Consider the following 25,354-nt stretch of genomic DNA (forward strand, 5'->3'; position numbering starts at 1 on the left):
CATAGTAAAAGAAGATGTGGTGCCAACCATCCACTATCACATAAAACCCCCTTCAATCACAGGAGTAAAAAAGATGCCAAAGCCATTAAGGCCTGGCATCATTTGGGCTTCTGGGCCTCTTGCGTAGAGGCGATGGCGGCCCGCTCATCCTTGACGAAAGGCATCCACCAGTTATACTTCTTGAGAAGAACCATGATGGATGGCACGACCACCAGCCTCATGAGCGTGGCGTCCATGAGGATGGCCAGGCACAACACGAAGCCGAACTCCTTGAGCATTATCGTGCCCGAGATCATCATGGAGCCGAAGGCGGCCGCCATCACCAGACCGCACAGGGTGATTATGGTGCCCGTGGACTCGACAGCGTGCTCGATGGCCTCCTCATCGCTCCTGCCCTTGAACGCCTCCTCCCTTATCCTGCTCACCAGGAAAATGTCATAGTCCACCCCCAGCCCCATGAGCACGCAGAACAGTATTATGGGCAGTATCCAGTAGACAGAGGCGTTAAGCCAGACCTGGAACACCAGGATAAAGATGGCGAGCGTCCACGCGATGCTGAGGAGCAGGGTGGTAATCAGCCTGGCGGGGGTGAAAAGGGAGCGTAAGAGCAGCATGAGCACGATGAATATCCCTATGAGCACGACGGGTATGACCAGGCTATACTTGTCGGTACATAGCCTCTGGTACTCGTATGTCCCAACCGCCCCGCCTCCCATGAGCAGCGTGGTCCCCGCGCCCTCGCTGGCCTGGTAAGCCTTAAGCTTTTCCTTGATTTCGTCTATGGCCTTCTGCGAGCTCAACGAGAACGGCGACCCGTTGAACGCCACGTAAATAAGCGTGGTCCTGCCATCGGCTCCTATGCTATCGTTCATGTAGTCCTCGTAGAACTCCTTCTCCGCGCCCTTGTATGCTGAAAGGTTATCGTAGTCAATTGTGGCGCCCTCAGGCCTGGTCATCGAGTAGACCTTGTCCACGCCCGGGGTGTCAGCTATCAGGGCTGACAGCCTCTCCACCCTGTCCAGGGCTTCAGGCGAGTAGTTGCCGTCTACTTTTATCGGCTCGGGGAGCGTGGCTATGACCATGCCCTTTTCAAGCGCCCCGCTCCCGAAGTTTTCGTTCAACAGGTCATAGCCTATCTTGCTCTCGGCGCTCTCGGGCATCATCGAGACGAAGTCGTTGCCCAGCTCCAGGTGGCCATAGATGTAGACGGCAGGCACCGTCACGAGGAACGCTATGATTATTATGGCCTTGGCGTGTTTCAGCACGCGAGACGTTATGCCCCGCCATATCCCGGCGGTAATGCCAGGCCCTGCATTGTAAAGCTTCCTGGGCCAGAAGACGCGGTCTCCCGCCACGGTCAGGACGGCCGGCACGAGGGTGAGCGCAACAAGCATGGAGAAGAGAATGCTCGTTGCCGTCCCTATACCGATGGACTGGAACACCCCCCTGTCTATGAGCATGAGCGAGCCGAAGCCTATCATGGCGGTGGAGCCGCTCGACGCGATGCTCTTGCCGGCGTTTGCCACCGTCGTCCTCACCGCCTCGATGACCTCCGCCCCCTTTGAGCGCTCCTCCGCATACCTTGAGAGCATGAACACGCAGTAGTCCGTGCCCGCCCCGAGCATGATCACCACCATGAAGGTCATGACGAGGTAGAACACGTCTATCTGGGCGCTTACCACGCCCATGAAGCCGAAGGCCACGGCCACGGCTATGCCTATTATGACGAGGGGGATGAAAGGCGTGAGGAAGGACCTGAAGTATAGGCCGAGCAGTATGAGGACGAGCACTATGGTTACCTTGTCTATATTGTTCACGTCGTCCATCGCTGACTTCTCGGTGTCCACTGACATGGCCGTCGTGCCCGTCACATACGCCTTGACGCCATTATAGCCGTCCTCTTTTAGCAGGCCTGAAACGAGAGACCTTATCTCTTTCACCGACTCGATCGAGCTTTCGGCCTCCTCGTAGTCGGACGTGGATACTATGTAGAGCGTGACGTTGCCCGACGCGAGGCTGTCGACCACCGAGTGTGGCAAAATCATAGGATCGTCGTAGCCGTGCTCCGCCTCCCACGCCCTGGCGAAATCCTTGAGCTGCTCTTCACTCATATTTCTCTCAAGGCCTAGCAGTGCCATGAAGTACGTGTCGTTGCAGCTCAGGTTCAATTCGGTCATTGTCTTTGAGACTACGTACTTTTTAATTGTCTCGTTGTCCGGGCATCTACCTAAATCGTATATCTCGGCTAGGGTCTGGTTTTCGGTGGCGTTGAGGCCCTTGCCCGCCTCCCTGAGTACGTATGCCCTGACGATGCTCTCGTTGGGGTTGGGTCCCCAGCCATATATCTCCTGTAGGGACTGCTTTTCTGTCTGGTTGAGGCCCTTGCCCACCTTTTTCAGTACGTAGTCGTCGAAGTCCTGTTTTGTGGCCGTTGGCCCTATGTTCCATGCGTCCCACAGGACGTCTTTCGCCTCCTGAGTTGCGTTTTCCCCGAGGGCGGCTATTGCCTTGTTGACGAGGTAGTTGCCGATTGCCCCGTCCGAGGGGTTTCTGCCCAGGTAAAAGATGTCTTCTATCGATTTTTTATCGGACGCCCCGGCTGTGAGGATTGTAAGGATCGCGGCGTCTGACGGGTTTCTGCCAAGGTCGTAGATGGACGCTAGCCGGGCCCTGTCCTGGTCCGACGTCAGGCCTTGCATCTGCATGGTCAGCCCGACGATGCTATATTTTAAGCTGTCTCCATTCTGCCATCTATCCATGCCGAACTGGAGCACGCCGTCGAAAATGCCCTGCTGTTGCGCGGGCAGTCCTAGATGGTCAAAATAGGCCGGCCCGGCGCTGCTGATGACCTGCCCTGCCAGCGTGGGGTCTGTGGCAGCGCTCTGGTTGGCTGAAACCCTCCCGTACCATGTGGCGTTAAAGGTATCCAGCCAGCCGGTGGCTATAGCTTTACTCTGCTGGTCCGATATGGGGTTGACTGCGCCCCTCATCGTCGCGTTATAGCCCGCGGCGCAGGCCTGGTCGACGTTCGAGCCGTTGAAAACCCCATTGAAGCCATACACATAGACGGCCGGTATACCATAGACCAGGTCAGCGGCGTCCTTTATCTGGTACATGCCATTGCTGGCCGCCACCACCTGGTCCCTGGCAGAGTAAAGCTTGGCGCTCGAGTCAACGACCATCTTACGAGCTTTATAAAACTCGCTGTTGGCCTCGGTGACGTTATCCCAAAGCCAGTAAAGGCTATTACTCGTATTCAGCACGGTATCGGTGGCGTTCCACAGCTTGCGGTTACCATCGCTAGCGTTATCGAAGGCATCGTACAGGCCACGATAAAGGTCGGGCGTCATGTTAACGACGGCATCCCTCTGCACGCTGTATATGGAAGAGGTGCCTGTGACATTCCTTATCGCGGCATCGCCCTTCACCCTTCCATCCAGCTCATCGATAAAATGCATGGCAGCCGTCTTGTTATCAGACTCCACCACCACTAGTATCTGGTTCTTATAATTCCCTGGGAACTGCTCATCATACTTATCCTTTGCCTGATAAGACCCGAGGTCTTTCGGTATGAACTTCTGGACGTCATACTGAAGGTTGCCGGTGAACATCCCGACGAGCGGGAGCGATATGATCAGGGCTATGGCCCATATGGCGATAATCGCCCACGGATGCCTGGTGACGACCTCGCCAAGCTTACTGAATATGGATACCATGCTAATACCTCTTTAGGCGTTAAGCCGGATGCTACCCGTTTTCAGCCCGAGTACCTTTATGGCTATTTCCTCGGCCGCCTTTAGCTTTCTTTCGCATTCTTCCCCTGGTGGAGAAAGGGCGACCGAGTCGTGCAGGTATGCGAACATCACGAGCAGAAGCTCAACCGTTTCCCGCGGATAGGATATGGTAAAAAAGCCCTCTCTTATGCCCTCCTCCAGCGCCTCGGTGATGAGGGGCACGAAGACGTCTCTCACCTTCACCATGTACTTCTGGTGGGAGACCATGTTCTTATCCGCATGCAGAAACTCTATCAGGTTCCTGTCCCCCTTCTGGAAGGTGAGCGTGGCATTGACGATACGCTGAAGCTTTTGCATGGCGTCAAGCGAGCCATCTGATAGTATATCCCTTACGGCACGCTCGAGGTGGTCTTTCAGGTAGTGCTCAAGCACGGCGTCCAGGATGTCGTCCTTTGACTTGAAATAATAGTAGAATGTGCCCTGGGCCACGCCAACCTTCTTTACTATGTCGCTCACCGAGGTCTGCTCCCAGCCGTTTTCCCTGAAGAGCTGCTCGGCGGCCTCCACAAGCTCCTTTCGCCTTACTTCGGGGGCTTTTGTAACCCTCATGAGCTGTACGACCTGTACTGACTGACTGTTAGTCAGTATATGCTTTTAGTATATAAGGGTTACTTTATATGGACTTTAGCCTCTTAACGTCTGCATCGGGGTGCCTTGCGAGGTATTCTACCGCTTTTTTGTTGTGTAAAATGGTGCAGTCCTTGCAGGTCCAGACGGGGTACCCGCGGCTGCTCTTTATCCACTCGCCCAGCTCCGGGTCCTCGCATGGGTATAGTGGGCAGAAGCAGTGGGTGCAGTCCTGGCCCTCGAAGTGGCACGGATAGTACTCGCACTTTCCTTTTCCGCTCTTCTCCCCGGGGTGCTCTATCCAGCGGGGGCCGTCGCCCGAGACGGCGTAGACGAAGAGGCGGCTTCTATGGTTCTCGCCTAAAGAATGCTGGCGCTTTATTCCCTCGGCCACGCCCTTCTTCACACACCTGTAGATGCTCTGGCCTATGTCCGTGCCGGTGCCCGAGTACTCGAAGTAGAGCGGGCCGCATACGTCTGTCTTTGGCTTCTCAGCGAGCACCCCCACGGCGTCCGTGGTCGTGCCCGTGAAGTCGAAGCCCATCTCGAATAGAGCCTTAGCCTTTGCCTCTGTTGCGGTGATTATGGCGCTCGCCATGGCCCCCTCTGACATCCTGCCATGCACGACCAGTATGATATTAATTGTGCCAGGCATGGAGTCATGGCAAGGGTTGCTGACTCCTGCCGTTATAAAAGCCGTCACCTGCTGGTCCCTGGCCACGCACAGGTTCTCCATGTGCACGGCGGTTAAAAAGTAAAAGCACGGCTTTTCGATGCCAAGCTTCGAGGCCACCATGTCCATGTAAGCCACGGGGTCCCTGTGGTCGAAATCCTTGCCTACCTCGTGGTTGAGCACCGCCTTGACCTTCTTGCGGCCCCCATCTATTCCGGTGCTCAAGCCGTCAAAATCTCCCTTCACGACCAGCGTCTTATCCTGGACATAGTACCTCAACGCCTTCACCCTGTAAAAGCTCTTAGCGCCATTATGCTACGGCCATGATAAATACTTAATTGCGCCGTGGGAAAGTAATTATTTATACTGGAAGCGCATACCTTATAAAAAAAATTTAACTTTACTAAAGTAAATTTGAGGTTCTACCATGAAAATGAAAGGCATAACCATTATAATCTCGATATTCCTGGTAGTGGCAATTCTGGCCATGAGCGGCTGCACAAGCCCCACAGTACAGCCGACAACAGGGCCGACAACGGCTAAATATCCCATGAGCATCACGGACGACAAGGGAAGGGTGGTCACGATAAAAAAGATGCCAGAGCGCATAGTATCACTCTCGCCCACAAACACGGAGGTACTCTTCGCCCTCGGCCTAGGAGACAGGGTCGTAGGCGTCACGGACTACTGCAACTACCCGCCAGAAGCGCTGAACAAGACAAAAGTAGGGGGGATAACCAACGTCAACGTCGAGCAGGTGGCCGCACTCACCCCGGACATCGTGTTCGCCGCATCCCTCACCAAGAAGGAGACCGCTGAAAGGCTGGACTCCATGGGATACCCCGTCTTCGTCAACGATCCTAGAAATCTCTCGGACATCGACAAGTCCATAATGAACGTCGGCAGGGCCTGCGGGGCGGAGGAAAACGCCACCAGGCTATGCAACGAGATAAACGCGAGCATCAAGGCCATAACCGATAAGACCGCCACGCTGAACGACAGCCAGAGGCCGAGGGTGCTCATGCTGCTGGACACGTACGACTTCTACGTTGCAGGCTCCAACTGCTATGGCGACGATCTAATAAAAATCGCGGGAGGACAGAACGTGGCCTACAAGCTAGACGATTATAAGGCCATGAGCAAGGAAGCCGTCATCGACGCAGACCCGGACATAATAATAATGCCCGTCGACCAGTACAGCCAGGCGGACTTCGAGAAGCTGAGGAATGGCACCGAAGACTGGATGACGCAGCTATCCGCCGTAAGGAATGGCAAGGTATACGCAATCGCATCCGACCCGATATTCAGGCCAGGCCCCAGGGTGGTCGATGCCGCTCAGGACATGGCAAAAATAATACACCCCGAGCTATTCAAGTAAAGAGAGCCACAGGCTCTCCTATTTATTTTATTAGATTTATCATCATTTTTCATTGAGTTTATAGTAAACGTTATTTATCAGAAGCGTCAATCTCGGTGGTAGTAAATTCCTCCGGTATCATTACAATGTATTAACCAATAAACGACTTTCAGGTATGGAGCTACATGTTGGAGAAGATGTTTAACCCGGAAAGCGTCGCAGTGATAGGCGCTTCACACGTGAAAGGCAAAGTCGGGAGGGCGGTCCTGGACAACCTCCTGAACGGCTACGAAGGCAAGATATATCCAATTAACCCCAATGCCGCGGAGATTGAGGGGCTGAAGTGCTACAAGACCGTGCTCGACGTGCCCGGCCCTATTGATTTGGCGGTCATAGTCATACCATCGAAGCTCGTGCCCCAGGCGGTGCGGGAGTGCGGCGAGAAGGGCATCAAGTATATCGTCATAATTTCCGCGGGCTTCAAGGAGGTGGGGGTGGAGGGAGCGAGGCTTGAGAACGAGGTCAAGGAGATAGCACGCTCGTATAACATGCGTATAGTAGGCCCGAATTGCCTGGGCGTGCTGAACACCCATACCAGGTGTAACGCCTCGTTCGCCAAGAAGATGCCGCCCTCGGGCAACGTTTCAATAATAACCCAGTCTGGAGCGCTGGGAACGGCCATCCTGGACTGGTCGGAGGCCACCGGCGTCGGCTTCGACAGCTTCGTGAGCCTGGGCAACAAGGCCGACCTCAACGAGATAGACTTCATGGAGGCCTGGAAGGACGACGAGAACACAAAGGTGATACTGGCTTACCTTGAGGGCATTACCGATGGCAAGAGGTTCATAGAGGTGGCGAGGGAAGTTTCTAAGGTGAAGCCGATAATAGTTGTGAAGAGCGGCCGCACGAGCGCCGGGGCACGCGCCGTATCATCGCACACCGGGAGCCTTGCCGGCTCGGACGCGGCGTATGACGCTGCGTTCATGCAGTCTGGCGTCATCCGCGCAGAGACCATGTACGAGTTCTTCGACATGGCCGGGGGCTTTTCAGGGCAGCCCATACCAAAGGGCGATAGGATTGCCATAATCACCAACGCGGGCGGTCCGGGCATCCTGGCCACCGACTCCTGCGAGCGATACGGCCTGCGACTGGCCACCCTTTCCAAGGAAACCGTGGACGCCCTTAAGACAACGCTGCCCGCCGCTGCGAGCTTTTATAATCCCGTTGACGTGCTGGGCGACGCGAGCGCCCACCTCTACAGGTTCGCCCTGGAGACTGTGGTGAAGGACAGTGGCGTGGATGGCATACTCGTCCTGGCCACTCCGCAGGCCATGACCGATCCAGTTGCAATCGCCGAGGTGATATGCGACATTAAGAAACAGACCGATAAGCCCATCCTGCCCTGCTTCATAGGCGGCGTGGTCATGGACGAGGGCGTGCAGGTGCTGAAAAGGCACGGCCTATATAACTATGATGACCCTGCCAGGGCGGCGTACGCCATGCGCATGATGGCCCGCTATAACAGGATAAGCCAGCGTGTCTACCCCCAGCCACGGCAGTTCGACGTAGACAGGGAGAAGGTCCGCGGCATAATCGACCGCGCCAGGAAGATGGGCATCACTGTGCTCGGCCTGGAGGCATTGCCAGTCCTTGAGGCATACGGGATACCCACGCTCAAGTATAAGATGGCAGCTGGAGTGAGCGACGCCCTCCAGGCGGCCCGGGAAATAGGGTACCCGGTCGTGATGAAGATAGTATCCCCTGACATCGTCCACAAGTCCGACGTGGGCGGCGTGCGCGTCGGCATCGGTAGCGACGAGGAGCTGGAGAACGCCTATAACAAGATGATGAAGGACGTCTCGCTGGCGGCGCCCAGGTGCAGGATAAGTGGCGTGTTGATACAGCAGATGGCCACGGGCGGCAAGGAGGTCATACTGGGCATGAACAAGGACCCCCAGTTCGGCCCGCTTATCATGTTCGGCCTCGGCGGCATATATGTCGAAGTCCTGAAAGACGTACAGTTCAGGGTCGCCCCATTGAACGAGAAGGACGCCATGGGCATGATATATGGCATCAAGACCCACCAGATGCTCGAGGGCACCAGGGGCGAGAAGCCCTCTGACATAGAGAAGCTTGCCGAGCTACTTGAGCGCCTGTCGCAGCTCGTGACCGACTTTCCGGATATCCTTGAGATGGACATCAACCCTGTTAAGGTCTACGAGAAGGGAAAAGGATGCCTCGCGCTTGACGTGCGCATGGCCATATCCCCCAAATAGGAACAAGCTTTTATCCTTAACGATTTAATATTTTATGGGATGGATTGTTAGTGCTTAGGTCAAAGCTTAGATACACGTTGGCGTCTTCGCTCATAATCGCCTTAATTGCCCTGATAATCATAATACCCTTCTTTAACCCAGCCCTGAGCATCTACGTCTCCGTCCTCGCAATAGGCATGTCACTGGCCCTCCAGAAGTACCTGGCCAGCTTCGCCGGCTTCTTCGTCATAAAGTCGAGCAACATCTTCGACGTGGGGGACAGGATACGCATCGGAAGCACGAAGGGCGACGTGAAGCACATCGGCCTGTTCCACGTCATCCTTGACGAGGTTGGGGAGGACGAGAAGATGGGCGGCGAGCTCACCGGCAGGATTGTCCACGTGCCCAACCTGGTCGTCCTGGACCAGCCCGTGCTCAACTTCTCGAAGGACTACTCGATAAAGGAGGAGCTCATCTCATGTGGCTACATCTTTGACGAGATACGCATACCTCTCAAGCCTACCAGTGACGTTAAGAAGGCGGCCTCAATCCTTGAGGACCTGCTGAGGGCTGAGAACAACGCCATCATGAAGGATGCCAGGGCGGCGTTTACCGACGGCCTCCCCAACTTCATCCACGACCTTGAGAATGGCCCCCGTATTACGGTGCACATTGAGGAAAAGGCCGTGTGGATTAAGGGCCGGTTTGTCACGCCCATAGTAGAGAGGAACGTGTTCAAGACCCGCATAACCATGGCCTTCCTCGAGCGCATCAAGGGCGATCCAGACATCGCAATCGGCGAAAAATGATAATTCACCACAGAGGATTATATTAACCACAGAGGTACACAGAGGACACAGAGGGTAAATTTAAACCACAGAGGTACACAGAGGACACAGAGGATTTTTGTTTCCTAAAGGGGGGCTAGTCGCCCCCCTCGGAGACCCCCTTTAACAGCTCAATCATTTGATATACCATTATTTAGTATAATAAATGGAAGATAAATGGAAGACACACAATAAATAAAAAGAATCTCATTTATAATAGATAGAAAGAGGGTCTCTCAGGGGGCGAAGCCCCCTTGAGTAATAAAAGCCTCTGTGTCCTCTGTGTACCTCTGTGGTTTAAATTTACCCTCTGTGTCCTCTGTGTACCTCTGTGGTTAATTACTTTGTTTTGCTCAGGTACCAGTCTCTGAAAGCTATCATGGAGCGCCGGCGATGGCTCACCTCGTTCTTCTGCTCGAGGGTCATCTCCCCCACGGGGAAGCGCCTGTACGAAAATATGGGGTCAAAGCCGAAGCCATTTGTGCCGGTCTCCTCGTACAGGATATCGCCCCACCAGATACCCGTGAAAGTCGTAGGCTCCTCCCCTGGCTTACAGTAACCGACCACCGAGCGAAACTCGGCACGCCTCCCCTCAACGCCCTCCATCAGCTTTAAAATGCCCTTATTGCCGATGGTCTTCTGCACGTAAGATGAGTAGGGGCCCGGGAAACCATTCAGGGCGTCGATGAACAGGCCGGAGTCCTCGACGATGACCTCCCTGCCAAGCAAGTCGGCACAATACCTTGCGCCATACGCTGCTATCTTGCTCAGGTCCTCATCCTGTAGCTCAGGATAGGCCATGTCGACCTGCTCCACGTCAAAATAGTCCTGGAAAAGCGCCCTCGCCTCGCGGAGCTTGCCCGCGTTGGTCGTGACGAAGTAGATGGTAGGCCTCTGCATGCATATAACAATGTATATTCATGCAAAAAAACGTTTCCCAGGGCCAAAATATATGCGCTAATAAAAATAATATCGGTTTGAGGCAGCCACGCCTCGCGGTGCATGCGTATGAGAGAAGTGAAGAATGGCATATACTGGGTCGGCGCCATCGACTGGAACATGCGGGATTTCCACGGCTATGATACGCCAAAGGGGACGAGCTACAACGCTTACCTCATCGTGGACGAGAAGGTCGCGCTGGTCGACACGGTCAAAGAGGGGTTTTCAGAGGAGATGTTCATGAACGTCTCCAGGCTCGTGGAGCCAGAGCGCATTGACTACGTCATAATAAATCATCTGGAGAAGGACCACTCGGGCTCGATTGAAGAGGTCATGGAAAGGACAAAAGGGGCGAGAATATACTGCTCCACCAGGGCAAAGCCCGGGCTCGTCGATAAGTATGGGGAAAGGTGGCCCATCGTTGTCGTTAATACGGGGGATACGCTGCAACTGGGGAAGAAGACGCTCCGCTTCATCGAGACGCCAATGGTTCACTGGCCGGACAGCATGTTCACCTACGTGGAGGAGGACAGGGTGCTGCTGCCAAACGATGCCTTCGGCCAGCACATCGCCACATCGCAGCGCTTCGAGGACGAGGTCAGGGCGAACATAATGTACGATGCCAGGGCCTACTATGCGAACATACTGATGCCGCTCTCCTCGATCATTTCTGAGACCCTCAAGAAGCTGCCCTCCCTGGGCATAGCCCCTGAGATAATCGCCCCATCTCATGGCCTTATCTGGCGTAAAGGCCCGGAGAGGATCATCAGGGCGTATGAGGAGTGGTCACAGTTCAAGGCCAGGGGCGAGGCGGTAATCGCGTATAGCTCCATGTGGGGCCTCACGGACGAGATGGCAAGGCTCATCGCCTTCGGCGTGATGGAGGAGGGGGTGGATGTGAGGGTATACGACCTGGGCGTATCGACGCTGAGCTCCATCATGACGGACGTGCTGGAGGCGAAGGCTGTCATAGTAGGCTCCTCCACCCAGAATAATATGATGCTGCACCGCACGGCCGAGTTCATGGCCTACCTGAAGGGCCTGAGGCCGAAGAACAAGATTGGCGCGGCGTTCGGCGCCTACGGCTGGGCCGGCGGGGCGGTAAAGGAGATCGACGAGGGCCTAAAGGCCATCGGCCTCGAAACGGTGGAGCCTCTCTCGCTTAATCACATCATGACCACGCTTAGCCATGAGGACAAAAAGAGGTGCGTCGAGTTCGGGCGGGGCATCGCCCGGAAAGTAAAGGAGGCTTTAAAGTGAAGTGGATGTGCAAGGTATGCGGGTACATACACGAGGGCGAGGAGCCGCCCGAGGAGTGCCCCCTGTGTGGGGCGCCTAAGTCTGAGTTCGTGAGGGTGCCCTAGAGCACTCTGGCAAGCGCGTCTATCATGTCCTCGAAGGTGAACCTATCCGGGACGACGTCAACCCTGATGCCGCTGTTTTTTAAAAATTCGGCCGTGGGGTTGCCTATGACAGCGACCTTTTTGGCGTTTATGGCCATCTTTAGCTCGTTTAATACGCCCATGGACTCGGCCTTTAAGAGCAGGCTTTTAGCGGTCATGGCGCTCGTGAACGTGAAGGCGTCGATGCGCCCCGATAGCGCCTCGCGGACAAAGCCCTCCTGCTCTTTGCCGTTGAGGGGGACGATGTCGTAGAGTATCGTTTCAGTCACGATGGCCCCGCCATCCTCAAGGCCCTTTATGAGGACCGGGTTGCCGTGGTCGCTGCGCAATACCTCGACGCGCTTTCCAGGGAAAGAGAATTCTTTGACGATGCCTTCGCTCGAATACGTGGAGGGCATGCTTTTAGGCTTTATGCCGCGCTCCTCCAGAGCCTTTTTAGTCTTAGGGCCTATTGCGAGAACCTCTACCTTGTTGAGCAGCTCTATAAGGCTTTTATCGCCTCTCTCTAGCAGAAAGCGTAGGCCATTCTGGCTGGTCAGCACGACCACGTCCACCTGCCAGGCGCTAAGCCGCTCGACGAAGGCGTCGACGCCGCCATCATTCCTTGGCACCATCTCCATCATCGGGACCGGCACCGCCTCCAGGCCCTTTGAGCGCAAATACTCAGCGGCGGCGGGCAGGAACCTGGCGGGCCTGGTCACGGCGACGCGCCTCATTTCAGGATTCTCCTCAGCCCCACGACCTCTCCAACGACGATGATGGCCGGAGGCTTCACGCCTCGAAGCTCAGCCATGCTCACGATATTGCCCAGGGTGCCCGAAGTTATCCTTTCCCTATCCGTCGTGCCCCGCTCGATTATGGCGACCGGGGTATCCATTGGCTTCCCGTTTGCGAGCAGGGCTTCCACGTTCTCCCTGAGACGGCTGACGCCCATCAATATTACTATGGTGCCTTTCATCTGCGCAAGGGCCTTGAAGTTCAGCGCCGAGTCGCCCTTCGTCGGGTCCTCGTGGCCCGTGATTATGGTCAGGGCTGAGGAGTAGCCCCTGTGCGTCACGGGTATGCCCGCTTGCCCGGGCACGGCTATTGCCGACGTGACGCCAGGCACCACCTCCACCTCTATGCCCGCCTTCACCAGCGCTTCCGCCTCCTCCCCACCTCTCCCGAACACGTAGGGGTCCCCGCCCTTGAGCCTGACTATGCGCTTATACTGCGAGGCCAGGCCCACGAGCATCTCGTTGATCTCTTCCTGGCTAAAATTATGGTCGTCAGCCCTCTTCCCCACGTCTATGAGCCTCGCGCCAGGCGGGAATAGCCCCTTGACGCCCTCGCCCACAAGGGCATCGTACAGGATGACGTCAGCCTCACTAATAAGCCTCTCCGCCTTAATGGTAAGAAGCTCGGGGTCGCCCGGCCCCGCCCCAACAAGATAAACCTTCCCCTTCTCAGTCATCCTTTCAGCTCCCTCTTAGCCTCCTCTACAAGCTCTTTTCCTCCGTTCGCCGCCAGCGACTCCGCCAGCCTCATCGCATGGGCCTCATACCCATCTACAGGTATCCTTTCCCTGACCCGGGCCTGCCGCCGCCCATCAAGCGACAGCACCTCGCAGACCACGTCCAAATCGTCCCCAGCCCGCCTCGCATAGGCCCCCATGGGCACGACGCAGCCGCCGTCCAGGGCCGAGGTGATGAGCCGCTCCACCCTGGTCTCGAGCCACGTGTCGAAATCATTCAGGGCGGAGGCCGCCTCAAACGCGGCCGTGCCCGGCCTCGCCACCACGGCTATCACGCCCTGGTTAGCCGATGGCACGAACTCGTATGGATCAAGCCTCTCCACGGGCAGGCTGATGCCGAGCCTGATAAGGCCCGCTTCGGCCAGGAGGATGGCGTCGTACTCGCCATCCCTGAGCTTCCTCAGCCTGGTGTCTACGTTGCCCCGTATATTTTTAGTGACGAGGCCGGGGTAGTGCCTTTTGATGAGGGCGGCCCGGCGGGTGCTCGAAGTGCCCACTACGGCGCCCTCCTTTAGCTCGGAAAGCCGCTCCCCACTTCTTGATATGGCCACGTCCAGGGCCGACTCTCGCCTCAGCACCGCCGCGGTGGCCAGCCCGGGGGGCCTCTTCGTGGGCACGTCCTTGAGGCTATGGACGGCGGCGTCCACCTCGCCATTCAGGAGAAACTCGTCTATCTCCCTGACGAAGGCTCCAACACCTCCTTTTATGACGTGTAGCGGCTCGCTCGTATGAATATCGCCAGACGTCTTGATGACAACTGGCTCCGCATCGATGCCGCGCTCCCGAAGCATGCGGCAGACCTTATCGGCCTGCGCCATGGCAAGCCTGCTGCCCCTCGTCCCTATCCTCATTTCAGGGCTCCCAGCGACTGGATCATGGCGCGTATCGTGACCTGGAAGTCCTCATCCGTGTGCGCCGCGGACAGGAAGCAGGTCTCGTACTGGGATGGGGGCAGGAAGACCCCGCTCTCGAGCATGTGCGACCAGAACTTCATGTAAAGCTCCCTGTCGCACTTCAGCGCCTGCTCATAGTTTTCCGGCAGCGGGCCAAAGAATACCTGGAACATGGAGGCCGTGCCAGACACCGAGTAGCCAAGCTTCGTCCTCTTAAACAGCTCGGAAAGTCCGCCGCGCAGGGCGTTGCCCGCCTCGTTCAGCTTCCTATGGACGCGGGCCTTATCAAGGTACTCAAGAGTTGCCATGCCTGCTGCCAATGAAAGGGGGTTGCCGTTGAACGTGCCCGCCTGATAAACGTCTCCACTTGGGGCGACCTTCTCCATGATATCCCTCCTCCCGCCAAAAATCCCTATTGGAAGGCCGCCACCGGCGATCTTGCCCAGCGTGGTCATGTCAGGCTCCACGCCATAGTAGCCCTGCGCCCCGTACATGCCCACCCTGAACCCGGTGATGACCTCATCGAATATTAAGAGGACTCCAAACTCCCTGGTCAGGTTCCTGACTGCCTTCAAGTAGCCATCCTTTGGCATGATCGGCCCCATGTTACACATTATAGGCTCCATGATCACGCAGGCGACCTCATCCCTGTTGGCCTCCAGGCAGGCCTCCAGCGCCTTGATATCGTTAAAGGGCACCTGAAGGGTGTTCTTAGCCACGTCCCCTGGCACCCCAGCCGAGTCAGGCACGCCCATCGTGGCCGCGCCGCTCCCCGCCTTCACCAGGACGCAGTCGTGCGCACCGTGGAAGCCGCCCTCCATCTTCACGACCTTATCCCTCCCGGTGTAGCCCCTCGCCACGCGTATGGCGCTCATGGTGGCCTCGCCGCCCGTGCTCACGAAGCGCATCATCTGCATGCTCGGCACGTACTCCCTTATCTTCCGGGCGTACTTTACCTCGAGCTCGCAGGGCGTGCCATAAAGCCATCCCTCGTCTAGCTGCCTCTGGATGGCCTCCTTGACAGGGGCGGGCTGATGCCCGAGTATGAGCGGCCCATATCCCATGCAATAATCGATGTAATCGTTGCCATCCACGTCGATGATGTGGCTGCCCTTAGCCGACCTCGTGTAAAACGGGTAGGGCTTGACCGCCCTCACCGGGCTCGACACGCCCCCCGGCATCAGCCCTAACGCCTCATCGAATAGCGCCTTAGAAATGTCAAGCTTCAAAGCGATACCCTCTATAACGTTTGTGCTATGTCCTTCGCAAAGTATGTTATTATCATGTCGGCGCCCGCCCGCTTCATGGATAGCAGCATCTCGAGGGCGACCTTTTTCTCGTCGAGCCATCCTCGTGAAGCTGCCGCCTTCACCATGGCGTACTCTCCGCTCACGCTGTACGCCGCGACCGGCACGCCGAACTCCTTTTTAACCCGATAGACTACGTCAAGGTATGAGAGAGCTGGCTTAACAATTATAATATCTGCGCCCTCCTCGATGTCCAGGGCCACCTCGCGCATCGCCTCATCGCTGTTCCTCGAATCCATCTGATATGAAGACCGGTCGAACCCGGTGTAGCCCGAGCCCGCGGCCTCCCTGAACGGGCCATACATGGCCGAGGCGTACTTGGCCGCATATGACATTATGGCCGTATCCTTCAGCCCGTTGAAGTCCAGCTCGCTCCTTATGGCGTGCACCATGCCGTCCATCATGCCCGAAGGCGCCACGATGTCCGCCCCAGCCCTGGCGTAGTTTACCGCCACCTTTGCGATGATGTCGAGCGTGGCGTCGTTGTCCACAGTGTCCCCCTTTATAGGCCCGCAGTGGCCGTGCGTCGTGTACTCGCAGAGGCACACATCCGTGATTATGAGGAGATTGCGGCGCCTAGCCTTTATCTTTTTTATGGCGCTCTCGATGACGTTGCCCTCCTGGTAAGCGCAGCAGCCCGTCTCATCCTTCCTGGCGGGTATGCCGAAGAGAAGGACGGCGGGTATTCCGAGCGCCTCTACGGCGTCCGCCTCCTCCTCCACCATGGATAGCGGTATGCGCTCGACGCCTGGCATCGACTCCACGGGGCGGCGACCGCTGGCGGCCTCATCGATGAAAATCGGGTAAATAAGGTCCTTCACGTCAAGCGATGCCTCTCCCACCAGGTCCCTTAGCAGCCTGTTGCGCCTGAGCCGCCTAGGCCTTGTTACTGGATAGCTCATCGTTTTCCTCCGAAGCGAACAGTATCCTCGCCGCCCTTATATAGTCGTCGTCCCCGTTCTCCGCCGCCATCCTCAGCTTCCTCGTAGGCGCGGCCAGTATCTTGCTCGTAAGCGAGCGGGAGAAATCGTTTAGGATTCCCTTCTGGACGTCGTTCAGGCCCCCATGCGAGGAGAGGCGGCTCACCGCTCTCTCGAGCTCGGCAAGCCTCACGCTGTCCGCCTTTAGATATAAGTCGCCTATCACGCTATCGGCCCGCTGTCGAGCGTAAGCCCTCTTCATGTACGCAAGCTCTTCGGCGATGATGCGCTCCACATGCGTGACCTCCGCCCTCCTGCGCTCCAGGTTGGCCTCGCTTATCCTCTTCAGGCTGTCTATGTTGTGCAGCATGACCCCAGGAACCTGAGAGACCGACTCCTCCACGTTCCTGGGATTCGTTATGTCTATGATGAGCAGCCGCCTGCCCTTTACGCACGCCTCGACCATCTTTTTCGTGATGATGACGTGGGGCGCCGCGGTGGCGCAAATCAGAACGTCTGCGACTCCGATGTAGTTGCATATGTCGTCCAGCCTCACCGCAGTGCCTCCAAGGCTACTGGCGAGCCTCACCGCCTGCTCGTAGGTGCGGTTTGCCACGTATATGCCCTTTAAGTTCTTCTCGGCCAGGCCATTGGCCACAAGGGTGCCCATCTCGCCCGCCCCCACCACCAGGATGGACTTATCCCGGAGGCTGCCAAGCAAAGACTCCGCGAGCTCCACCGCCGCGGAGCCTATCGACACCGAGCCCTTGTTAATGCGGGTCTCCATCCTCGCCCGCTTGCCAGCATCTATGGCTTTCAGGACTGCGGTGGACAGCACGCTGCCCATTGCGCCATTCTTCTCCGACAAAAGGTATGCCGCCTTTAGCTGGCCCAAAATCTGGTCCTCGCCTATTATCATTGAGTCGAGGCCGCAGGCCAGCCTGAGCAGGTGTAGGAGCGTGTCATCCCCAATGGCGTGCTCCATCGGGGGAAGCCCCTCTGCCACACAGAACCTTTTCAATACTTCCTTATCCTCCGCTACCGCATACAGCTCTACACGGTTGCAGGTCTGGAGTATCATCGCCTCGGAGGCTCCCAGCCGTAGAAGCCTCTTGAGGGCCGCCTCCACGTCCTTGAACCTGGCTTGCTCTATGCGCTCGACGGAGGCCCTGTGGTGGTTGATGGACGCGCTGGTTATAAAAGACATAACCCACCATATGATATAGTAACATTTTTTTATACAATATTAGCACGCCAAGGGAATAAAGATTACGCAAGACTTACCATAAGGATGGCTTCAGGCATGCTTATCTATCTGGCCGAAAGTGCCTCCTCGCCGTCTCCATCGCCTTTTCATCAGATTCCTGGAGCGCTTCCCAGACCTCCGCGTCTTCGAGTATTTCCCACAATATCTGCTCGCGGCGCTTCTGGTCTTTTTCTATGGATTTTAGCGCATCTCTGGCAGCCTCCTGTAGGCTTAGCATATGCCCTATGTCGTCGCCCAGCGCTAATTCTAGCCTTTTCCTCAGGTATTTTGCCATTGCGGGGCTGCGCCCCCCCGTTGAAATGGCCACCATGATGTCACCCTTTTTTACCAGGGAGGGAACGATGGCCGGCGAATCGCCGGTGGCGTTGTTGGCAAGGATTCCTCGCTCTACGGCTATACGAGTGATCTCGTCGTTGAGGGCTTTATCGCCGGTGGCAGCCACCACGAGGAACGCACCCTCGATGAGCGAGGCGACGTCATCGCTTCCTACGGAGCGGCAGTCCAGCCTTACCACGCCATCTCTCCCCAGCTCCTCCAGGCATTGGGTGAATTCACGGCTCACCACGGTAACCTCGGCGCCCGCAAAGTAGCGGGCCTTACGCTCCCCCACGGCGCCGCCGCCGAATATCACGACCTTCTTACCCGAAAAGTCTATGAAAAGGGGCAGGTACTCGCCCATTCATGCCACCCCGCCAGCCATCTTCATGGCGGACTGGTAATACTTAGAGTATATGAAGGATATGGCAGTAGACGCCGTGAAGGCCACCCACGGTATGACTATCACTAATAGGGCGGAGGCTGAGGCCGCGGCCATGATGGCCAGGGAGGCGAGAAGCGCAGTGAGATAGCCCGCCGGGTTGAGGGAGATTAGCCGCCTTATTTTTTGGGGGCTCAGGGCCGCGCTCACGCTGCCGCTGGTCGCATACAACACCCATGAGGCGAAGAAGATGATTGAGAACGCCCCCGCCACCACCGCCATGGTGAGGAGGAGGGCGATGGTGCTGAGAAACGCCATGTATGGCATGCCGAGCTTCTGGAAGACGAATAAGGGTATGGTGGTCAGGGAGACTATGACCAGGTATGCTAGGGCGTAGGCCATAAACACCACGAGCATCCTGACGCCATCCCGAAGCATGCCCGCTATGTCGCCCCACTCGGGCAGTACCCCATTTCCATCTATGGCCTCCCTCATGCACTTCGTGATATACCCCAGGAAGAAGGGGAGGCCAACCAGGAACATCGCCAAAAAGAATACGATGCCGCCGATGAGGAGGGCGGAGATGCTGGACGAGGCGTACTTTAGCGAGCCTATAAAGGTTTCCAGTAGGTCGTCATTCCTGGGCATTATATTACATGCTATCCTTAATCGCAAAAATAGTTTTGGTGGGAGAGCCTTCGCTGCATCACTTCTAACTGGGCATTTTTGGTGAATAAAAGGCTAACGTTTCTCGTCTTGCTTTCTCGAAGCGTTAGCCATACATAGAATCAGGGTTAATCGTCTTGTTGATGCCCGTTTTTTGCACGCCGGCTGAAAGGTATATCGGGGATTTGATCGCGATACCTTCGGTTACCGGCCAGGAAGGGCTCATGAAGGGCTACCTGGAGGATGCTTTTGGGGATTTGGGGCTTTATGTGGAGCTGCAGCACGTCGATTCTGACAGGTATAACGTGGTGGGGAGGCTAGGGGAGGGACCGCTGAGGCTTATGCTTTGTACCCATATGGATGTTATACCTGCGCTTGATGAGTCGCTGTGGCACACGCCGCCCTTCGAAGCTTGTGTGAGGGATGGCCGTATCTATGGCCGGGGGGCCGCCGATGCTAAGGGGTCCCTGGCGGCGGCGATGGAGGCCATGCTGAGGGCGAAAAAAGGGCTTAAAAATGGTAAAGGGTCCGTTGCGCTCGCCGCCGTGGTGGAGGAGGAGAGGGGCAGGTCGCTGGGCGCCAGAAAGCTCGTGGAAAAGTATAGGCCAGACATGTGTATCGTGCTCGAGCCGACCGGCCTGCGCCTGGCAACCGCTCATAAGGGGGCGCTACGGGTGGCGCTCACGATACGCGGCCGGGCGTCCCACTCGTCCATGCCGGGCGTCAACGCCATTTCCATCGCATGCGATGCCATAAAAGGCCTCATGAAGTATCGCGACGAGGCGCTGGGCGCGGAGGACCCGTTGCTTGGCAGGCCTACCCTAGAGGTGACCATGATCAGGGGAGGGGAGCGCATCAACGTCATGCCCGAGAAATGTTTGATCTACCTGGATAGGCGGCTCATCCTGGGAGAGACGGTGGAAGACGCATACGACGGGCTTGTCCATGAAGTGGAAAAGATGGGTAAAAAGGCCGGAGCAGCTATGGATATTAAATTGCTATGCTCCTACCCGTCCACGAGCACCAGCGAGGATGAGGGCGTAGTTAAGCTGACCAAAGAAGCCCTGGCGAGGCATGGCCTTCCCCACGCCCCGGTCGGGTTCCCCGCAGGATGCGACATGTGGACGTTCCATGAGAAAGGCATACCGACGGCCATACTGGGGCCTGGGCACATCGAACAGGCCCACGGAGTGGACGAGTATATTGAGATAGGGCAGATGAGGCTTGCCACGGGCGTATATGAAAATATCATTAAAATGGCCCTGTCTAGCCCTTCCTGATGTGCGTTATAACGTGCCCCAGCTCGGGCACGATGAGCTCTGACACGGCCAGCCTTGCGGCGTTAGGAGAGCCTGGGATGCAAAACACGGCACGGTCCTCGATGACGCCCGCCATGGCGCGGGACAGCATGCTCGCCGTGCCGATCTCCTCATAGCTCTTTATGCGAAAAAGCTCCCCGAACCCCGGTATTGTCTTCTGGAGCATGGGCGTGACCGCCTCGATGGTCACGTCGCTCGCCGTCAGCCCGGTGCCCCCGCACACGATGGCGGCGTCAGCGTCCATGAGCACGTCCATGACGCACCGCTCTATTATCAAACGATCATCAGGCAAAAGCCTGTAAACGGTCTTATGGCCCGCCGCCCCGAGCAACTCAATAATAATCCTGCCAGACTCGTCCTCGCAATCCTCCGGGGAGGAGGACTCTCCATACTTCGAGTAGCGTGACGTGCTCACCGTGAGGACGGCACACTTATACGACTGGCCCTTCGATTTTTCCTTATGCATCTCATGTGAAGCCTTCTCCACGATTTCACCTTCGCCAATAAAAATATGGCCCCATCACTATAATTATTTCCGGTACATTTTTGGTCTAGCATAACGTGGATGGTTAAACATCGTATCTTCCATTTCTAAAGATTAAAGGGGTTCATTTAAGAATGGATGGTTTGGCACCACATCAAGACAATAATTATTCCTCACCGCCACGCGGCCGGGACTCGCAAAACAGGACAAAGGGGGTACTTGACGGTACCGATGGAGGATAAGTGAGACTATCCCCGTCATCCTCGCGAGCCTCTCGTCCGGTGGCGGTAGGAATTGAGGTGGGTGTTGAGGTGGGTGTTGAGGTGGGGTATCGGATTTTGGATGGAGCAGTGGTTAGCAGGTGAGGATTGACTGGCCTTACTTCTCCATCTCTCCTGTATACGCCTTCTCTTTGGGTAGCATGTAGCCGCATATGCTCGTAAGCCATGCGCTATTACATGTTACAATTGCATCTTTTCGCTTTAGGGTAATCAAGCTTTCAGGCATGAATGGCGTAATATCACGCCTGGAGCTATAGAACAAGCGGTTTTTTACCCTAAAGCCGCGTATTCGCCGAAACTCCCTTCGCTTACGTCGTTATTCGTTGCCTCGATACTGGTTGCGCTTCGTGCCCCTGTTTGGCGGGGTGTTTTTTGCCGACCGGACAGCAAGCCGTGCAGGCCGTACAATAGGCGTATGCCCCTTCTTTTATTTTAAAATGGTTCAGGCCACACGAGCCGCACTTTTTACGGTCCACGTCTTCTTCTGATATGGCGCCTACCGGGCACGCTTTCATGCACTCCTCGCACTCGCCGCATCTGTCGTCGCTTAATACCTCGCACGTCTCGCCCACGTCCGCGTCGGTCAGGACGCCCTTGAGCCTCAGCCTTGGGCCGTGCACCTTTGACACGAACATCATCGACTTGCCTATCCAGCCGAGGCCCGCCAGGACGGCCCATGCCTTCATGTAATACGACGTGTACTCTTCGCCCTGGAAGCCATGCCTTTTAAGGCATTCTATGGCTTTTAGTGAGGCGATGTCGAGCAGCATCATCTCAACCGAGGCTGTGTAGCTATCTGAAACCCTGTAGTATATATCCTCCTTGTCATCCATTAGCCTTTTTCCGAGTATTATCATGGCTCGGGCGGATGGCAGAATATCAAGGGGGTTTTTTATGCTTGAAATGTCGACCTCCCCATCGGCCCATTTGACCCCTTCTAGCAAGCCCATCTCGTCGGGCGGTATGACGGTGTCGTCGCCAAGCTTTAGCCATCCTACAACTTCGACGCCATATTTTGCGGAGATCGCCATTATCTCCTCTTTTACCATGCTGGCGTTTGGCATGAAGGTAATGTTTGAGCGTCCGAAAATATTAATACTTTGTAGATGTAAGTAGACTCCGCCGAAGGGCACCGATGGTCTAGCGGCTATGATATCAGCCTTCCAAGCTGAATACCCGGGTTCGAATCCCGGTCGGTGCATTTGTTCCCTTTTTTGCCAATTGTTTTTGCTTAAGCGTTTATCATTAAAAGAACTTTCTGTCCGACCATTGTTATCCCATCGCCAACCATCAATCCAGCCACAACATATAGCTTATATTCAACAATGTTTTATATAGCAGATGAAAAGCATATATATGATGCATGCTATCATATAGCACGCAAGGAGCCTAGCATGAGAGGCCACGGCATAGCTTTTGGGGCTGGCACTGTAATTAACGCCATCGCGACCTATAGGGGAAGCGCATTCGGCATCGACCTCAGGACAGAGGCCGAGGTGGACATTAAGGGCGACCGCATAGAGGGCGAGATAGAGGGGGGAGGCGATGCCAGGCTCATAGAAAGGGCGTGCGAGCTCGTATTGGAGAGGTTCGGGGTCGAATCCGGGGCACGCATTCGGACAAAGAGCCAGGTACCGCAGGCGAGCGGCCTTAAGTCGTCCAGCGCCGCGGCAAACGCGACGGTGCTGGCCACGCTAAGGGCTATCGGGAAGGACATGGACCCCCTGGAAATGATAAGATTGGGCGTCAGGGCGGCCCTTGATACCGGCGTCTCGATAACGGGCGCTTTCGACGACGCTTGCGCCTCAATGCTAGGGGGCGTCGTTGTCACCGATAATAGGAATAACGTGCTTCTCAAGCGAGAGCCGATAGAGTCGACAGTGGTCGTTTATGCCCCAGATAAGAGGGCGCTATCGAGGGATACTAACGTGCAGCGGTCCCGTGCAATTGCCCCGTGGGTCGAGATGGCTTTCGGGCTGGCTATGGCAGGGGACTATAAAAAGGCCATGACCCTGAACGGCTTTTTATACACCGCTGCCCTGGGGTTCAGCCCTGAGCCCATGCTTGCCGCCCTTGAAATAGGCGTGGAGGGCGTGAGCCTGTCGGGCACAGGGCCATCCTATACGGCGCTCGTCGAGGGCGAAAAAATAGATAAGCTGAAAGCGATATGGTCATCATACCCTGGCAGGGTCTTTGTCACCGTGACGAACAATGCCGGGGCTTATACGCTGAAGTGAGGGTCTGCATGTCGATCGAGGAAATCCGCGATGAAGTTAGGAAGGTTGACCTGGAGATATTACGATTGCTCGCCAGGCGCATGGACCTTGTGGGCCTCATCCTTGAGGAGAAAAAGAGGCAGGGTTTAGCCATAAACGATGACCGCCAGAACGAGCTGGTGCTTAAGCGTGCCATGGAGAAGGCCCTTGAGCTTAACCTGGATGTGGCTGCCGTCAAGGACATATTCCAGGCCATCATCGACATGAGCATCAGCAGGCAGCACGAGCTATCGGGCGAGGGCAAGCTGCCCTGATTTATTAAGCTCCATAATCCCTTATTATGCGCTCAGACCGCTCCCTTGCGCCCCCGGTGTCGCCATAGTAGGTGGCGGCAGACTTGAAATCCCTTATAAAGTCCTCAAGCCTCCCCTCCTCTAGCTCAGAGTTAAGCTCTATGCATGCCTCTATGAAGGCACGCCTCATCTCGCGAGCGTGCTCCGAGGACTGGATGAGGGCGTATAGCTCAGGGCTTTGTGAGAGCACCCGGCCGAGCATCTCCTTGGTAATGCCATATACGGGCGTCTTGAAGAGGGAGGCCTCCTCCATGTTTACCTGAGACTTTTCGAGCGCCCTGCCCATGGCGACGTACATGAAATGGGTCAGGCCCTGCACTACAGCCATGTTCATGTCGTGGCGCTCCGCCGTCGCCTCCAGCACGTTGAGGCCAGCCTCCTCGAAGAGAGGCCTGATGATGGGAAGCCACCGAACGCTCCTCTTCGTTGGGACGAGCACTATTGTGCGGCCACTAAAGTCAGACTGCGGACCAAACAACGGATGGGTACCGATGACCTCAACGCCTGGTGGGGCGTGGCGGAGCATCGCCTCGAGCGGCTTTACCTTAAGGGAGGACAGGTCCATGAGAAGCGACCCAGGCCTCATTCTGGGGGCGGCATCCGAAGCCACCTCTTCCAGGACATCCATGGGAACCGAGAGCACAACGACGTCAAAGTCACCCGCATCCTGGGGGCTGGCTAGCCCGACCCCCAGCGACCTCGCCACCCCTGAGGCGTCCCGCCTCGAGCTTATATAAACGTCATGGCCGGCATTTTTAAAAAGCCCGGCGCACCAGCGGCCCATGCCCCCGGCGCCGCCTATGATAAGCACCTTAAAGGGCATCCCTGGCGCCCCTCTCCATCACGTCTATAGGCGGCTTCACTCCCGTCCATATCTCGAAGGAGAGCGCCCCCTGCCTTACGAGCATCGTGATGCCGTCAATAGCCCTGGCCCCGGCCAGCCTCGCCTCTTTCAGCAGCCTTGTCTCCACTGGCCTGTAGACGAGGTCGAACACCGTTTGCCTGTCGCTGAGCATGTCAGCGGTGACCAGCGTCTCATCCTGGCCCATGCCAACCGTGGTCGTGTTTACGATTATATCCGAGATAGAGACCTTCTCCCTCAGATTATCCATGCCCGTCCCGAACACTTCGCCGTACTCCCTCATGTATGCAGCGAGGTCTGCTGCCTTCTGGGCGGTGCGGTTCGCGATGGTGACCGTGGCCCCGGCCTTCAAGAGCCCGTACGTGACCGCCCTCGCCGCCCCGCCCGCGCCGAGCACGAGCACGCTCCTGCCCTTCACCTTTACCCCGCTGTCCTCGAGCGATGCGATGGCTCCGGGCGCATCCGTGTTGTATGCCTTATTAGTGCGAAAGTCGATGGTGTTGGCCGCACCGATTTCGCGGGCGGCAGCGTCTGCCTCCACGAACCTGATGACCGCCTCCTTATGGGGGACCGTCACGTTGAGGCCCCCGAAGCCCAGCGCCCTCGCCCCATTTACCGCCTCATGGAGGTAGCGCCCTTTAACGTGGAAAGCCCCATAATAGCAATCCATGCCCAGCGCCTTGAACGCGGCGTTGTGCATCGCGGGCGAGAGGCTGTGCGCTATGGGGTCGCCTATGACGCCGTACATCGTGATCATATGT

The 25,354-nt window shown here is 56.6% G+C and carries 24 protein-coding genes and 1 tRNA gene; 9 read left to right on the forward strand and 16 right to left on the reverse strand.

Annotation, left to right across the window (positions count from 1 at the left end):
* Positions 1–98 precede the first annotated feature (98 nt).
* From MTC_RS01565 to MTC_RS01575, 3 genes are all read right to left on the reverse strand, one after another.
* Complete coding sequence (locus tag MTC_RS01565; RefSeq protein ID WP_014404921.1) at positions 99–3,716, reverse strand: efflux RND transporter permease subunit; 3,618 nt, start codon at positions 3,714–3,716, stop codon at positions 99–101.
* A gap of 12 nt (positions 3,717–3,728) precedes the next feature.
* Positions 3,729–4,343: a TetR/AcrR family transcriptional regulator gene (locus tag MTC_RS01570; protein WP_014404922.1), complete on the reverse strand. Its 615-nt coding sequence runs from the start codon at positions 4,341–4,343 to the stop codon at positions 3,729–3,731.
* 64 nt (positions 4,344–4,407) lie between these two features.
* Positions 4,408–5,322, reverse strand: a complete 915-nt coding sequence (locus tag MTC_RS01575) for an adenosylcobinamide amidohydrolase (protein ID WP_237705940.1) — start codon at positions 5,320–5,322, stop codon at positions 4,408–4,410.
* Between the two features lie 139 nt (positions 5,323–5,461).
* Here MTC_RS01575 and MTC_RS01580 point away from each other — a divergent pair, with 139 nt between their 5' ends.
* The 3 genes from MTC_RS01580 (at position 5,462) to MTC_RS01590 (ending at position 9,455) form a co-directional block, all read left to right on the forward strand.
* Positions 5,462–6,412 (forward strand): ABC transporter substrate-binding protein, encoded by a 951-nt coding sequence (locus tag MTC_RS01580; RefSeq protein ID WP_014404924.1) that lies wholly within the window; start codon positions 5,462–5,464, stop codon positions 6,410–6,412.
* A 164-nt stretch (positions 6,413–6,576) separates the two neighbouring features.
* On the forward strand, positions 6,577–8,667 hold the full coding sequence (gene acs, locus MTC_RS01585; protein WP_014404925.1) for an acetate--CoA ligase alpha subunit: 2,091 nt from the start codon (positions 6,577–6,579) through the stop codon (positions 8,665–8,667).
* A 50-nt stretch (positions 8,668–8,717) separates the two neighbouring features.
* Complete coding sequence (locus MTC_RS01590) at positions 8,718–9,455, forward strand: mechanosensitive ion channel domain-containing protein (protein ID WP_014404926.1); 738 nt, start codon at positions 8,718–8,720, stop codon at positions 9,453–9,455.
* 357 nt (positions 9,456–9,812) lie between these two features.
* Here MTC_RS01590 and MTC_RS01595 read toward each other — a convergent pair whose 3' ends face one another.
* Positions 9,813–10,373 carry an XTP/dITP diphosphatase gene (locus tag MTC_RS01595; protein ID WP_014404927.1) on the reverse strand — a complete coding sequence of 187 codons (561 nt, stop codon included), beginning with the start codon at positions 10,371–10,373 and terminating at the stop codon, positions 9,813–9,815.
* Between the two features lie 108 nt (positions 10,374–10,481).
* Between MTC_RS01595 and MTC_RS01600 the strand changes: the two genes are divergently transcribed.
* Both MTC_RS01600 and MTC_RS13765 read left to right on the forward strand, forming a co-directional pair.
* Positions 10,482–11,672 (forward strand): FprA family A-type flavoprotein, encoded by a 1,191-nt coding sequence (locus tag MTC_RS01600; protein WP_143767029.1) that lies wholly within the window; start codon positions 10,482–10,484, stop codon positions 11,670–11,672.
* Positions 11,673–11,677: 5 nt separating this feature from the next.
* Positions 11,678–11,776 (forward strand): rubredoxin-like domain-containing protein, encoded by a 99-nt coding sequence (locus MTC_RS13765; protein WP_048189483.1) that lies wholly within the window; start codon positions 11,678–11,680, stop codon positions 11,774–11,776.
* Here the strand turns inward: MTC_RS13765 and MTC_RS01610 are convergent.
* The 8 genes from MTC_RS01610 to MTC_RS01645 form a co-directional block, all read right to left on the reverse strand.
* Positions 11,773–12,531 carry a uroporphyrinogen-III synthase gene (locus tag MTC_RS01610; protein WP_014404929.1) on the reverse strand — a complete coding sequence of 253 codons (759 nt, stop codon included), beginning with the start codon at positions 12,529–12,531 and terminating at the stop codon, positions 11,773–11,775. The genes MTC_RS13765 and MTC_RS01610 overlap by 4 nt on opposite strands.
* Positions 12,528–13,268, reverse strand: coding sequence for a uroporphyrinogen-III C-methyltransferase (gene cobA / locus MTC_RS01615; protein ID WP_014404930.1), 741 nt, complete (start codon positions 13,266–13,268; stop codon positions 12,528–12,530). The genes MTC_RS01610 and cobA overlap by 4 nt, the downstream gene beginning before the upstream one ends.
* Complete coding sequence (gene hemC / locus MTC_RS01620; protein ID WP_014404931.1) at positions 13,265–14,179, reverse strand: hydroxymethylbilane synthase; 915 nt, start codon at positions 14,177–14,179, stop codon at positions 13,265–13,267. Before hemC ends, cobA begins: the two co-directional genes overlap by 4 nt.
* Positions 14,176–15,450 (reverse strand): glutamate-1-semialdehyde 2,1-aminomutase, encoded by a 1,275-nt coding sequence (gene hemL, locus MTC_RS01625; protein ID WP_014404932.1) that lies wholly within the window; start codon positions 15,448–15,450, stop codon positions 14,176–14,178. The genes hemC and hemL overlap by 4 nt, the downstream gene beginning before the upstream one ends.
* An 11-nt stretch (positions 15,451–15,461) precedes the next feature.
* Positions 15,462–16,430 carry a porphobilinogen synthase gene (gene hemB, locus MTC_RS01630; RefSeq protein ID WP_014404933.1) on the reverse strand — a complete coding sequence of 323 codons (969 nt, stop codon included), beginning with the start codon at positions 16,428–16,430 and terminating at the stop codon, positions 15,462–15,464.
* Positions 16,405–17,655 carry a glutamyl-tRNA reductase gene (hemA, locus tag MTC_RS01635; RefSeq protein WP_014404934.1) on the reverse strand — a complete coding sequence of 417 codons (1,251 nt, stop codon included), beginning with the start codon at positions 17,653–17,655 and terminating at the stop codon, positions 16,405–16,407. Before hemA ends, hemB begins: the two co-directional genes overlap by 26 nt.
* A gap of 100 nt (positions 17,656–17,755) precedes the next feature.
* Positions 17,756–18,394, reverse strand: a complete 639-nt coding sequence (locus MTC_RS01640; protein ID WP_014404935.1) for a precorrin-2 dehydrogenase/sirohydrochlorin ferrochelatase family protein — start codon at positions 18,392–18,394, stop codon at positions 17,756–17,758.
* Positions 18,395–19,060: a DUF4013 domain-containing protein gene (locus tag MTC_RS01645; RefSeq protein ID WP_014404936.1), complete on the reverse strand. Its 666-nt coding sequence runs from the start codon at positions 19,058–19,060 to the stop codon at positions 18,395–18,397.
* 203 nt (positions 19,061–19,263) lie between these two features.
* Between MTC_RS01645 and MTC_RS01650 the strand changes: the two genes are divergently transcribed.
* Positions 19,264–20,358, forward strand: coding sequence for a M20 family metallopeptidase (locus tag MTC_RS01650; protein ID WP_237705941.1), 1,095 nt, complete (start codon positions 19,264–19,266; stop codon positions 20,356–20,358).
* Here MTC_RS01650 and MTC_RS01655 read toward each other — a convergent pair.
* Both MTC_RS01655 and MTC_RS01660 read right to left on the reverse strand, forming a co-directional pair.
* Complete coding sequence (locus tag MTC_RS01655) at positions 20,345–20,884, reverse strand: MogA/MoaB family molybdenum cofactor biosynthesis protein (protein ID WP_048188842.1); 540 nt, start codon at positions 20,882–20,884, stop codon at positions 20,345–20,347. The two genes, MTC_RS01650 and MTC_RS01655, sit on opposite strands and share 14 nt — an antisense overlap.
* A 586-nt stretch (positions 20,885–21,470) precedes the next feature.
* Complete coding sequence (locus MTC_RS01660; RefSeq protein ID WP_014404939.1) at positions 21,471–22,226, reverse strand: 4Fe-4S binding protein; 756 nt, start codon at positions 22,224–22,226, stop codon at positions 21,471–21,473.
* 65 nt (positions 22,227–22,291) lie between these two features.
* Between MTC_RS01660 and MTC_RS01665 the strand changes: the two genes are divergently transcribed.
* The 3 genes from MTC_RS01665 (at position 22,292) to MTC_RS01675 (ending at position 23,692) form a co-directional block, all read left to right on the forward strand.
* A tRNA-Gly gene (locus tag MTC_RS01665) sits at positions 22,292–22,363 on the forward strand.
* 193 nt (positions 22,364–22,556) lie between these two features.
* Positions 22,557–23,399: a shikimate kinase gene (locus MTC_RS01670; RefSeq protein WP_014404940.1), complete on the forward strand. Its 843-nt coding sequence runs from the start codon at positions 22,557–22,559 to the stop codon at positions 23,397–23,399.
* Positions 23,400–23,407: 8 nt separating this feature from the next.
* Entirely contained in the window at positions 23,408–23,692 is a 285-nt protein-coding gene (locus MTC_RS01675; RefSeq protein ID WP_014404941.1) for a chorismate mutase, read from the forward strand.
* Positions 23,693–23,696: 4 nt separating this feature from the next.
* On the opposite strand, the gene MTC_RS01680 is transcribed toward MTC_RS01675, so the two are convergent.
* The gene (locus MTC_RS01680; protein ID WP_014404942.1) at positions 23,697–24,554 is read right to left on the reverse strand and encodes a prephenate dehydrogenase/arogenate dehydrogenase family protein; all 858 of its coding nucleotides are present in this window, start codon (positions 24,552–24,554) and stop codon (positions 23,697–23,699) included.
* Positions 24,544–25,350, reverse strand: coding sequence for a shikimate dehydrogenase (aroE, locus tag MTC_RS01685; RefSeq protein WP_014404943.1), 807 nt, complete (start codon positions 25,348–25,350; stop codon positions 24,544–24,546). Before aroE ends, MTC_RS01680 begins: the two co-directional genes overlap by 11 nt.
* Positions 25,351–25,354: the final 4 nt, after the last annotated feature.

Source organism: Methanocella conradii HZ254 (genome assembly GCF_000251105.1).
GTDB lineage: Archaea > Halobacteriota > Methanocellia > Methanocellales > Methanocellaceae > Methanocella > Methanocella conradii.

Excerpts from the sequence above, each read along its gene's own strand:
- MTC_RS01565 (WP_014404921.1), bottom strand. The coding sequence starts at position 3,716 with ATGGTATCCATATTCAGTAAGCTTGGCGAGGTCGTCACCAGGCATCCG.
- MTC_RS01570 (WP_014404922.1), bottom strand. The coding sequence starts at position 4,343 with ATGAGGGTTACAAAAGCCCCCGAAGTAAGGCGAAAGGAGCTTGTGGAG.
- MTC_RS01580 (WP_014404924.1), top strand. The coding sequence starts at position 5,462 with ATGAAAATGAAAGGCATAACCATTATAATCTCGATATTCCTGGTAGTG.
- acs (WP_014404925.1), top strand. The coding sequence starts at position 6,577 with ATGTTGGAGAAGATGTTTAACCCGGAAAGCGTCGCAGTGATAGGCGCT.
- MTC_RS01595 (WP_014404927.1), bottom strand. The coding sequence starts at position 10,373 with ATGCAGAGGCCTACCATCTACTTCGTCACGACCAACGCGGGCAAGCTC.
- MTC_RS01600 (WP_143767029.1), top strand. The coding sequence starts at position 10,482 with ATGAGAGAAGTGAAGAATGGCATATACTGGGTCGGCGCCATCGACTGG.
- MTC_RS13765 (WP_048189483.1), top strand. The coding sequence starts at position 11,678 with ATGTGCAAGGTATGCGGGTACATACACGAGGGCGAGGAGCCGCCCGAG.
- MTC_RS01610 (WP_014404929.1), bottom strand. The coding sequence starts at position 12,531 with ATGAGGCGCGTCGCCGTGACCAGGCCCGCCAGGTTCCTGCCCGCCGCC.
- cobA (WP_014404930.1), bottom strand. The coding sequence starts at position 13,268 with ATGACTGAGAAGGGGAAGGTTTATCTTGTTGGGGCGGGGCCGGGCGAC.
- hemC (WP_014404931.1), bottom strand. The coding sequence starts at position 14,179 with ATGAGGATAGGGACGAGGGGCAGCAGGCTTGCCATGGCGCAGGCCGAT.
- hemB (WP_014404933.1), bottom strand. The coding sequence starts at position 16,430 with ATGAGCTATCCAGTAACAAGGCCTAGGCGGCTCAGGCGCAACAGGCTG.
- hemA (WP_014404934.1), bottom strand. The coding sequence starts at position 17,655 with ATGTCTTTTATAACCAGCGCGTCCATCAACCACCACAGGGCCTCCGTC.
- MTC_RS01640 (WP_014404935.1), bottom strand. The coding sequence starts at position 18,394 with ATGGGCGAGTACCTGCCCCTTTTCATAGACTTTTCGGGTAAGAAGGTC.
- MTC_RS01645 (WP_014404936.1), bottom strand. The coding sequence starts at position 19,060 with ATGCCCAGGAATGACGACCTACTGGAAACCTTTATAGGCTCGCTAAAG.
- MTC_RS01660 (WP_014404939.1), bottom strand. The coding sequence starts at position 22,226 with ATGCCAAACGCCAGCATGGTAAAAGAGGAGATAATGGCGATCTCCGCA.
- MTC_RS01670 (WP_014404940.1), top strand. The coding sequence starts at position 22,557 with ATGAGAGGCCACGGCATAGCTTTTGGGGCTGGCACTGTAATTAACGCC.
- MTC_RS01675 (WP_014404941.1), top strand. The coding sequence starts at position 23,408 with ATGTCGATCGAGGAAATCCGCGATGAAGTTAGGAAGGTTGACCTGGAG.
- MTC_RS01680 (WP_014404942.1), bottom strand. The coding sequence starts at position 24,554 with ATGCCCTTTAAGGTGCTTATCATAGGCGGCGCCGGGGGCATGGGCCGC.
- aroE (WP_014404943.1), bottom strand. The coding sequence starts at position 25,350 with ATGATCACGATGTACGGCGTCATAGGCGACCCCATAGCGCACAGCCTC.